This is a genomic window from Shewanella sp. BF02_Schw (genome assembly GCF_014596695.2).
Lineage (GTDB): Bacteria > Pseudomonadota > Gammaproteobacteria > Enterobacterales > Shewanellaceae > Shewanella.
Window position 1 is genome coordinate 142,566 of the sequence record NZ_JABKAW020000006.1, and the last position, 11,074, is coordinate 153,639.

At 41.6% G+C, this 11,074-nt stretch carries 10 protein-coding genes; 6 read left to right on the forward strand and 4 right to left on the reverse strand.

Translation table 11 applies throughout. The features are described from left to right. Window positions 1-98 precede the first annotated feature (98 nt). The 5 genes from HNW13_RS19420 (at window position 99) to HNW13_RS19440 (ending at window position 6,318) form a co-directional block, all read left to right on the forward strand. A complete protein-coding gene (locus HNW13_RS19420; RefSeq protein ID WP_101088569.1) occupies window positions 99-1,619 on the forward strand; it encodes a flavocytochrome c in 1,521 nt (506 codons plus the stop codon). A 28-nt stretch (window positions 1,620-1,647) separates the two neighbouring features. Continuing rightward, window positions 1,648-2,001, forward strand: a complete 354-nt coding sequence (locus HNW13_RS19425; RefSeq protein WP_011639305.1) for a cytochrome c3 family protein — start codon at window positions 1,648-1,650, stop codon at window positions 1,999-2,001. 315 nt (window positions 2,002-2,316) lie between these two features. After that, on the forward strand, window positions 2,317-3,561 hold the full coding sequence (locus tag HNW13_RS19430; protein WP_192116185.1) for a hypothetical protein: 1,245 nt from the start codon (window positions 2,317-2,319) through the stop codon (window positions 3,559-3,561). Window positions 3,562-3,601: 40 nt separating this feature from the next. Next, the gene (locus HNW13_RS19435; protein ID WP_192116184.1) at window positions 3,602-4,729 is read left to right on the forward strand and encodes a hypothetical protein; all 1,128 of its coding nucleotides are present in this window, start codon (window positions 3,602-3,604) and stop codon (window positions 4,727-4,729) included. Between the two features lie 287 nt (window positions 4,730-5,016). Next, window positions 5,017-6,318, forward strand: a complete 1,302-nt coding sequence (locus tag HNW13_RS19440; RefSeq protein WP_101088568.1) for an anaerobic C4-dicarboxylate transporter — start codon at window positions 5,017-5,019, stop codon at window positions 6,316-6,318. Window positions 6,319-6,394: 76 nt separating this feature from the next. Here HNW13_RS19440 and HNW13_RS19445 read toward each other — a convergent pair whose 3' ends face one another. Further along, entirely contained in the window at window positions 6,395-7,261 is an 867-nt protein-coding gene (locus HNW13_RS19445) for a LysR family transcriptional regulator (RefSeq protein WP_162024128.1), read from the reverse strand. A 121-nt stretch (window positions 7,262-7,382) separates the two neighbouring features. Between HNW13_RS19445 and HNW13_RS19450 the strand changes: the two genes are divergently transcribed. Continuing rightward, entirely contained in the window at window positions 7,383-8,015 is a 633-nt protein-coding gene (locus HNW13_RS19450; RefSeq protein WP_162024127.1) for a TetR/AcrR family transcriptional regulator, read from the forward strand. A gap of 60 nt (window positions 8,016-8,075) precedes the next feature. On the opposite strand, the gene gorA is transcribed toward HNW13_RS19450, so the two are convergent. The 3 genes from gorA to HNW13_RS19465 form a co-directional block, all read right to left on the reverse strand. After that, on the reverse strand, window positions 8,076-9,431 hold the full coding sequence (gorA, locus tag HNW13_RS19455; RefSeq protein WP_192116183.1) for a glutathione-disulfide reductase: 1,356 nt from the start codon (window positions 9,429-9,431) through the stop codon (window positions 8,076-8,078). Window positions 9,432-9,507: 76 nt separating this feature from the next. After that, window positions 9,508-10,053, reverse strand: a complete 546-nt coding sequence (locus HNW13_RS19460; protein WP_192116182.1) for a hypothetical protein — start codon at window positions 10,051-10,053, stop codon at window positions 9,508-9,510. 79 nt (window positions 10,054-10,132) lie between these two features. Further along, window positions 10,133-10,897 (reverse strand): hypothetical protein, encoded by a 765-nt coding sequence (locus HNW13_RS19465; protein ID WP_243756348.1) that lies wholly within the window; start codon window positions 10,895-10,897, stop codon window positions 10,133-10,135. Between the last annotated feature and the right edge of the window lie 177 nt (window positions 10,898-11,074).

An 11,074-nucleotide genomic window follows, 5' to 3' on the forward strand; every position in this document is an offset into this window, starting at 1 on the left:
CGCTGTTATTTTCACCAAACATTAACAATAGTTCCCGTTTTGGAATTGATTCCATCGATATGATGAAGCGTCAATAATATAAAAAGGGGTGATAACCTATGAGCAATATAGATCTATTAGGGCGCCGTAAGTTTATTGCAGGTCTAGGTATTGCTGCTGGTGCAGCGATGGTAGCACCAGCAATGGCAGTGTCTGAAAAGGCAGATGGTGTTAAATGGGACAAAGAAGTTGAAATCGTCATTATTGGTTCTGGTTTTGCGGGGTTAGCTGCCGCAATCGAAGCCACCAAACATGGTGCAAAAGACGTTCATATATTTGAAAAAATGTCCTATTTTGGTGGTAACTCGGCGATTAACGGTGGGCTTTTTGCCGCACCAGGCACGCCGATGCAAAAGAAAGAAGGTGTTGAAGACTCGGTAGACAGAATGGTTAATGACCAATTATTGTCTGGCCGTGGCATTGCCGATGAAGGGTTATTGCGTCATGTCGCATCTCATGCGGTTGAAGCGTTACAAATGACCTTAGATGCAGGTTCTGAATACCATCCTTACTTACAACAACTAGGTGGTCACTCGGTTGCACGTACTTACCAAACCTCAGTAAGTTGTGGTGCTGGTATCACCCAACCATTGTACAAAGAGTGTAAACGTATTGGTGTAAACACCCACAATCGTTCAAAATTTGAAGGATTCCTCGTTGGTAATAAAGGCGAAGTTGTTGGTGTTAAAATGCGTCAAAATTATCACTTTGGCGAAGACCAGCCTGGTAAAGTCCTCAATATTCGCGCCAAACGTGGTGTGATTATGGCTACCGGTGGCTTTGCGCAAAACGTTGATTTACGTATGGCGCAAGATCCAACCTTAACTGCAGACGTTGGTTGTACCAACGCACCAGGTGCAACAGGCGAGGGTATGTTCGAAATGTTCCGTTTAGGAGCTATTCCTGTGCATTTGGCTCACATTCAATCAGGCCCTTGGGCTTCACCTGATGAAGGTGGCTTTGGTTATGTGTCTAACTATTCAATTTTCAACTTACCTCATTCAATTGCTGTTAGCCGCACAACCGGTAAGCGTTTCATGAATGAAATTGCCGATCGTAAAACACGTGCTGATGCTGAATTAAGTAACCGTGATGAAAAAGGCAATCCTGTACCACCACTGTTGATTTCAAGCTTTAAAGACTCTAAAGCACATCCAAATACCGAAAAAGTGATTAAGTACAATGTCGGTTGGAAGTTTGAAAGTCTTGAAGAGTTGGCAACACACTTTGGTGTCCCTCTAGCTGGGTTAAAAGCACAAATCGCTGAATACAATGGCTATGTAAAATCTGGCGAAGATAAGCAGTTTGGCAAAGATATGACGTTGGCGAAAAACAAAATGATCGAAGCGCCATTTACTGTCGTTCGCTTGTGGCCAAAAGTGCATTACTGCCAAGGTGGTGTAAAAGTTAATACCAAAGCCGAAGTAACAGATAGCTTTACTGGTAAGTCTATTACTGGTCTTTATGCCGCTGGTGAAGTGTGTGGTGGTATTCATGGCGTTAGCCGTTTAGGCAGTTGTTCTATCCCAGAATGTATGGTGATGGGCATGACTGCTGCTAGAAGTCTCATGAACGTTTAACCAGACCAGTGAACAAGAGGAATCATTAATGAAAAACTTTAATATTATACTTGGGCTGGTACTACTTGGATTAACCAGCTTATCAGTACAGTCAGCAGAGATCCGTGACTACCATAAAGAGGTTATCGGTAAAGACTGTAAAACTTGTCATGATAATGGCATCAAGCAGTTTCCATCTGATCAGTCCTGTTTGCAGTGTCATGATGTTGATGACTTAGCAAAGAAAACCGCCAGAAGTGAAGAAGACAAGTGGCAGAACCCACACAATAACCTTCACTATGGTAAAGATGTACCTTGCCAAGAGTGTCACAGCGAACATAAAACCAAACAACCATTATGCAGCAATTGTCATACGTTTAAGTTTGATAAGCATAAAGGGTAAACTAATTTAAATTGATATTAGTTTTAAAAGCCGCATATTAATGTATTAATATGCGGCTTTTATATTATATGTGATTGTTTTTTCATTATTCATTATTAATTATTAATTTAGATTTTAACTTATTAGGTGTTAAGTTATTAGGTTTTAAGTTATTAGAAATTTAAGGTTGAACGCCTACAGTTTTTTAATCACTTTTTAAGTATTAATTGTATTTTTGTTGTTTATATTTGTTGTAAATATGTTGAATGTAATTTTTTGGAATTAATTCCAAGGGTAATATCCATCCGTCTTAAATAATAAAGAAAGATGGATGATATGAAATATAATACCTTGTTAGTTATGATGTTGTTATCTAGTTCTGCTATGGCAAGTGAAATGCCTAGTTTTTTAGATAAGAACGATGTCGATAATGCTGAGTTCACTTGTTTAGGAGCTGAATCTCAGTACGATAAAAATGATCAAAAATATGTCGATATTTTATGGAATGAAACACTGCAATATTTACAATCTTACGCGGTAGCATTAACCAATAGTGAAAATGGTCCATGTTTAAATTCAGACCAAGCAATATACGATTCTACCGAAGGTGGTAAGAATATGTGCATCATGGATCGCAGAGACATGAAGCTATTAGTTAAAAACATTTATCAAGTTATTAATAATCCAGATAAAGCGAAAAAGTGTTTTGGTGCGCGCCAAGACGTCGATTGGATTTACAGTCCTGGTGGTCAATTAGCTGAAAAATCCCCAGTAGCTAAATGGCTTAAACGTGCAACATTCGATTCCTTTTTTGACACAAAAGTCACTAATAAAGACGTGCGTAAACTCGGCAAAGAGTTTACTAAAAACTTTACTAAAATGGTAACGGGCGATGAAGTGAAAATGCCCTCAGCTTTCCCAACAGATATTAGTGCCAACACATTACCTAACTTATGGGCAGCAGCAGGTTGGTACCCAATGTATGCTGAAGAAAGTAAACGCAATGATAAAAACTTCAACAACATTCGTGGTGGTTATGCCTATGCCGAAATTTTTGGTCACTGGGGACTATTACGCATAGACGAAATTAATGGCGAAAAGGTTGGTGCAGAAGTCGGTATGACAGTGCAATCAGTCGATACCTTATATCCCTATCATAACCATGCAATATCTGAAATTTATTACAACATGCGCGTACCTGCGTGTGCGAATGAGTTTAAGAGCTTTGCCGTGCGTGAAGATTCACCGTTAATTAACACCGTTAAAGAAGACGACAACGTTAGACAAGTTCAGTTTGATGCAGGTCAACACAATGGGCAGACCATGTGGCTGTCGAGCAGTGCTGATATCGATCCGCTAATGTATTTTCATCAAAATACTATCCATGCCTTTGAAGTCGATGGCAGCTGCGAAGCTAAGCCAGAAGAGCGCGCTATAGTGTCTGTTTGGGCAAGAAGTAATGCCAACGACAAGCGTAATGACTATGGCACCACGCTACTTTGTGAGTCAGCTAAAAACCCCGGTACACCTGCTCATAAAAATGAAGTTATTCAATGTGACTTAACAAAAATCAAATGGTAACGGCCAAGTTATTAATTATCGAATTGGGAAATACAATAAAATGAAATTATTAAAGTTATCTTTATTATCTACTTTAGTATCGCTATGCATGGTTTCTTTTTACTCTACAGCACAAGATGTTGAAGATGGAATTAACGTATCCGGTACCTTAAGAGCTAATTATTCATATAAGCAATATAGTGATAGTTCTAAAGATAAATCAGGTGATTTAACCTTTGAGATGGCATCCGTTAAATTCAACGGTAAATTAGATAACTGGGGGTTATCATCTGAATATCGTTTTTATGATGGATGGGAAGCACTACGTTATGGTTATGCCTTTTATGATTACTCAGAACAATTGCAAATTCAATTTGGTATAAATCAAGTACCATTTGGTAACCCGGGTTTTATTTCAAATAGTTTTTGGTTTGGCGTACCGTATTATTTAGGTTTTGAAGATGATTATGATGCAGGTATTAAAACGGTTTATTCAAATAATAGTTGGGGAACTGAGTTTGCGTTTTATAAAGGCGCTGAATATGGTGCCAGTCGTAATGAACGATATTCAACAGACTTATATTCTGGCCAAGTCAACGGCACTGACTATTACAATGAAGAAACTAACCAATTAAATTTACGCCAAACCTATGCGATGGAGTATGAAGGCGGTAAAACCGTGGTGGGTGCTTCGGTCGAGGTAGGGCAGATTTATAATAATAATACTGGCAATAATGGTGACCGATATGCCGTCGCCTTACATCTCGACAGCAGTTATAAAGGTTGGGCGCTGCAGTTACAGGCAATGCAATATGAGTACAATGCTGCTGATGCGTTAGACGATAACAAGCTTGCGGTATCGGCTTACGATTGGCAGTACGAAATTGCGTCTAAAGCGCAAGGTTATAGCATAAACATTGCTAAAACGATCACTACCAGCTGGGGCAGTGCAAAAATCTATAATGACTTCGGCGTGGTAACCCCCGATGTTGACAATGAAGACTATGACAACAGCTATCAAAATGTTACTGGTGTTGCGTTATCTTCAGGACCAACATACACCATGATTGATTTTATTATGGGTAAAAATATGTATGCCTCTACGCGTGATAATGGTCATGTTGGCTTACCTGAAATGGGTGATAGCTGGGACCACCGCATCAATATCAATTTTGGTTACTATTTCTAATCGCTGGTTTTCATCGATAGTTACGTTTCACTTTTATCTCCCCTTAAATGCCAATCATTGATTGGCATTTTTATATTTCTACCCACATTAGCATCTAAGCGAAATTACATCATTGCAAGTTAACTGGCCAATAAACCTGCAGACAAAACACCTCTTTTGGCTTGCAATGCAGTTAATTGATCCACGTCTACATTCGTAAAATCCCAACAGAGTACTATCACGATCTCTAAAGCAGTAATCCCTGCTATTTCATTCAAGACATTTAGGTTTTAAATAGAGTTAACACTATGATGATATTAGAAATAATTATTGTGCTTGGGGCGATTTACCTCGGCGCAAGAATGGGCAGTATAGGGATAGGTTTTGCTGGAGGTGTAGGGGTATTAATTCTTACCGTTGGATTAGGGTTAACGCCAGGTGCTATCCCCATCGATGTAATGCTGATTATTATGTCGGTTATTACCGCCATAGCTGCGATGCAAGAAGCGGGTGGCATGGACTATTTGGTATCTATTGCTGAAAAATTACTGCGTAAGCACCCGAAACACATTACTTTTTTAGCACCAATAGTGACTTACACTATGACCTTATTTGCCGGAACTGGTCATACAGCATTTTCGACGCTGCCTGTGATTGCCGAAGTGGCTAAAGAGCAAGGCATACGACCATCTCGGCCGTTATCTATTGCCGTAGTGGCATCACAAGTGGCGATTACTGCATCGCCTATTTCTGCTGCCGTGGTATTTTTCTCGGGTATTTTAGAGCCGTTTGGGGTGGATTATTTAGTGTTGTTGGCTGTGTGTATTCCATCGACGTTTATTGCTTGTTTAATGGGTGCAGCAGTTGCGTCGATACTCGGCAAACCGTTAGCACAAGATCCTATCTATCAACAGCGTTTAGCCAGCGGATTGGTGAAAACCCGTGGTGAAACTCAAGTCACGTTATTACCGGGTGCTAAGCGATCGGTGGCCATATTCTTGATTGCGATAGTGGCGGTGATGTCTTATGCCACTGCGATATCTGACAAAGTGGGCTTAATTACACATCCAGTGCTGTCGCGCGATGTGGCTATTATGTTGTTTATGCTCTCTGCCGCAGCAGCAATAACGTGGTTTTGCCGTTTAGATGCCAGTAAAATTTCTAACGCATCAACATTTAAGTCTGGCATGTCGGCGTGTATCTGTGTGCTGGGTGTAGCCTGGTTGGGTGACACTTTTGTGTCTAATCATATTGACGAAATTAAAAACGTTGCAGGAACCTTACTTCAAAGTCAGCCTTGGCTGTTATCGGTAGCGTTATTTTTTGCCTCAATGTTGTTGTATTCACAAGGGGCAACCACTAAAGCGTTAATGCCTGCTGCATTGGCGATTGGAGTGAGTCCATTAACGGCAATAGCCTCATTTGCAGCGGTTAGCGCGTTATTTGTATTACCTACTTACCCAACGCTGTTGGCTGCCGTAGAGATGGATGACACTGGCTCAACGCGGATTGGCAAGGCGGTTTTTAACCACCCATTTTTGATTCCTGGCGTGGTGACAATTACGTCGAGTGTGTTATTGGCCTTTTTGTTTGGCAGCCTAATGCTGTAAGGCATAGTGGAAACGAGAGTAGATATGTAGATATGTAGATAGTAGAGCAGGCAGAGCTGGTTGATGTGAGAACTGGCTAGTCGAGTTGATAGCCCTTGTGCTCGACATTGGCTTTAATCAAATTAATCAGCTGTAACGTAGCGTAGGTTTGCGTATCTGGGTTGAGATAAAGCGATTCATTAAACATGGGCAGTATAGGTAATCCATGTTCAATCGGGTCTAGCACCTGCATTTGGTCGGTGATTCTAAATTCGGCTATTGGCGCAATCACTAAGTCGTTCTCGACAGCCATGCATAAGGCTTGTGGTGATGGGGTCGACAGCAATACATTAATGGGCCGCATCGAGAGTCGATGGTTAGCAAACACTTGCGCTCTAATCGGGCAATTTTCTGGATATAAACCCATCAGGATCGTCTTGCGCTTATGAGCGTTGCCTTCGACCGCCGCAACCCACTTAAAGCGACGAGTAAAGAGTAATTCGCCGTTAGTCGGTAGTTGCCAATGGGTTGCGACAATGACGTCAAATTCCCCTTGGTGTAAGCGTTTGTATAAGTTACCACTTACGTCAGTGTCGATAACAAGCTCTATGTTAGTAAATTCGCGGATAAATTCTAATAAACAGCTGCTTAAGTAGCACTTTATAAAGTCGGTGGGTACACCAAGGCGGATCACTTCACGGTTTTGGCAATCTTTTAACTCATCAATAGCTTGTGAATTAAGTTGCATCATTTTATAGGCGTAGTTAAGCAGCGTTTCACCAGACTCGGTCAAGGTCACGCCTTTGTTGTCTCTAATCAGCAAGGTTTGGCCGACACTTTCTTCAAGTTTTTTAACTTGTAGGCTAAGTGTTGATTGGGTTCGGCAAATTTTATCGGCTGCTTTAGACAAGTTGCCACATTCAGCAACAGCAATAAAACTTTCTAATAATTCTATTTTTAACATGGGCTATTGAATAAGTTCATAGTGGTATCAGTATTACTCAATAAAGGGTATCCACAAAGCTTGCTATAGTGTAAATGTGAACTGTTAACGCTTTATTAACCCAAATAAGATGAGGCCCGAAATGAGCAGCTGGGAACAACGTGGCAACTATCTGATAGAAGTATCACAACGTTGTTTAAAAGGGCATAAAACCTTTGATTTATGCCGCTCGCATTTAGTTCAAGCTAGCCAGATATCTAAAGGCACCATCTACAATCACTTTACCTCAGAGGCCGACTTAATTATTGCCGTTGCCTGTGCGGACTACCGCAATTGGCTGATGCAAGCTGAACAAGACACGCAGCAGTATAGCGACCCTTATTTACGGTTTATTTTTCATCATTGCCAACGTTTGTATCGTATTTTGTCTGAGCAAGCATTTGTCATTGCCCGAGTGGTTCCTAACGAGGCCGTTTTATCACAAGCGAGTGATTACTATCGTGAGCGCTTTGATCGCGTGCTTGAGCAATATAAACAGTGGAATGCACAAACCTTAACGGAAATTGGTGAGGTCAGTGGTTTTAACCGTAGTGAGTTACTGTGTGACTATTTACGCGGTGCGATGATCAATAGTGATGATGCGCAAAAGCACTATAACGATGCAGAAATGTACTATCAACATAGTTTTGCTATGACGCAACTTATGGGGCATTCACAAAAGCGTCCACCTAATATTAAGGTGTTTGTACAGTGGTTGGCTGACAAAGAGGCATAAAAAAACCGTGTTTAATAACACGGTTTTTTATTAACTATTAGTAACTTAACGCATAGTAACTTAACGCATAGTAACAAACTCTTCTGCGCCAGTAGGATGTATCGCAACAACTGAGTCAAAGTCTGCTTTGGTTGCGCCCATTTTCATTGCCACGCCAAAACCTTGCAGTATTTCATCCATGCCAAAACCGATACCGTGAATACCGACAACCACTTCATTATCACCCGCACAAACCAGTTTCATTTTGCAGGCTTGGCGATGTGCTGTAACAGCTGAGTACATAGAGGTAAACGTTGAGGCGTAAACCTTAATATTGTCTTGGCCATACTTTTCAGCGGCTTCTGGTTCAGTTAAGCCCATGGTGCCGATGGGTGGATGGCTAAATACCACTGTCGGAATTAAGCTGTAATCCATTTTGGCATCAGGTATGTTGCCGAATAAACGTTCTGACAATAAACGACCCGCTTTAATCGCGACGGGAGTTAATTCAACACCGCCCGCCATAATGTCGCCAACACAATAAACACCTTTCGCGGTGGTATTTTGCTGCTCATCAGTAATGACATAGCCTTTAGCATCTAACTGCACATCGGTATTTTCTAAGCCGATATTGCCCGTTGATGGTGAACGACCAATAGCCCAAATTAGGCAGTCAATCGTTAAGCTTTGGTCATTTTCTAATAGTAACGTCAGACTACCATCAGCATTTTTGGTGACCGATTTAGGTACGCTGTGAGTATGAAGCGTTGGGCCATCGGCGGCCATAGCATCAACTAATGCGTCGGTCAAAATTGGGTCAAAGTTACGTAGTGGTGCATGCTTACGTACTAATAAATGAGTTTCGCTGCCTAGTGCATGTAATACACCCGCCACTTCAACCGCTATATAACCGGCACCCACAACTGCGACACGCTTAGGTTGTTCACGTAATGCGAAGAAACCGTCTGAGTCGATACCGTATTGTGCACCAGGAATGTTAGGAATTGTTGGTGCTCCGCCAGTGGCAACCACAATATGGTCGGCAGTGTAGTGCTCGCCATCAACTTCAATGGTATTGTTATTAATAAAGCGACCATAGCCATTTAATAAGGTGACCTTATTGCTCGCAAATCCACGGCTATAAGCATCATGAATGCGACTAATGTAGGCTTCACGATTGTCGACTAGTGTACTCCAATCGAATTTATTGACGGTAACATCAAAACCATAGTCTTTAGCGTAGAGGTTCAGCGCTTCAGCGACATGAGCGCCATACCACATGACTTTCTTAGGGACACAGCCGACGTTAACGCAAGTGCCGCCAACGTGTTTTGCTTCAATAATTAATACTTTTGCGCCACGCATTGCTGCACGGTTTGCTGAGGCGATGCCGCCACTGCCTGCGCCAAGCGCGATATAGTCAAAATGTTGAGCCATGATGATCTCCACTAGTTTAATGTATCCATTGTAGGGGGGATTGTGTTTGCAATCTAGTCGTTAAACCAATGCATTGTTAACGTTTATGTTGGCATTCACCACGGTCAACGTTATTAGGGCCGCTGGTTGCGCACTTAAGACAGGTCCACTCGCTTTCCCTAATATCAATTTCATCTTGATAATGACTAAATTGACTGTTTTGGGTCTGACGTTGTTTTTTCTGAAGATGTTTTATGCGGTTATTGAGCCAGCGACAACTTGGATCATTGGCGATTGTTTTACTGGCTATAGCCGTGTTGGTTATGGTGGAGTGCTTTGAGATTGATGAGCGCGTGTTGTTTTGTTTGGTTGTTGGTTTTTTGTGGCTTGGTTTAAGGTAAATATCGTCGGCTCGATATTCTAACGCTGAGCGTTGCTCGGTGGGGATAATAATCACATTACCTTGATGATCGGTCGCGTATTGCGACGGGAGTGAGTTGGCATTGTCATTGGTTAATGGGGGGCGTTTATCGGGCTCTTTGATCATCAGTTTGGTGAGCTCGCTGGCAAGTAATGAGGTACTGAGTAGCATCATCAAAACCGCAAATAATACAAATAGCATATTGATAAGTCGAGTTAACATAAGCTTCCTTGCTTGAGTAAAGGTGGCGTCCAGTAGCCCCCTCTAGTCTAGTCTTGGATTGCTAAAATGCTAGCAAAGCTTAAAAACTCAGTTTGAAATGCACCCCTGCATAGGTTTGATCTAAGCTGCCCTGAATATTGTCGGCACTGGCTTGTTGCTTAATGTCCCCCAGGGCAATGCTGTGGCTAATGTGCGCAGACAATGCCATTGAATCATTAAGTTTCTGTTCGGCTTCTAGTCCAAATTGGAAATGGTTAGCACCGTTGTGTTCTTCACTGCTGTATTGAAAATCAAACCCCTGAACAATGTAAGGTGTCAAAGTTAAGTGTTGAGTGATTTCCCATGGACTATGTATGCTCAGTTCAATGAAATAGCCGCCAGCTTCGGTTGCATAAGTGTAGTTAACCGCGGGTACAAACCACGTTAATCCATTAACCGTTAACGCGCCGAAAAATTCATTATCAGAACAGCGCTCATCACCATAAAATTCTAAGCGCTGATAGCCTACTGTGGCATCAATATTATTAGCGAGATGTAAGGTATATTCTAGCCCTAGGTTCCATTCCACATAGTTCACCTGGTCTGCTCGACCTACAATGGCATAAACAGCGAGGTCGTTTTGTTCAATATTGGCCACTGCCCATGCAATACCGCCATGATCTAAATTGTCACGACCTTGAGTGACGTAATTATTTTCCCAAGCAACATCAAACCCCGCAGTCGGCTGGTATTCTGCCGTGGCGAATGCTGACGAGGTTGTCAGTAAACACATCATAATAGCCATTGTACGATAAAAGGCGCGGCTACAATGGTTACGGTTTGATAGGCAAAAATCAAAGGTCATGTTTATTGAACTCATAATAGAATAATGGAACAGTGCTTTTAATAAAGCGAATGGTAGTCCTTTTAACGTGAAAATAAATGATAATCAGTCTCGTTTGGGATCTGCCTGTCAATATTGATTGTGTAAATGAAGTGTAAAGTTAAATTGGGACCTGAGTCACTCTATTTATTGAATAAA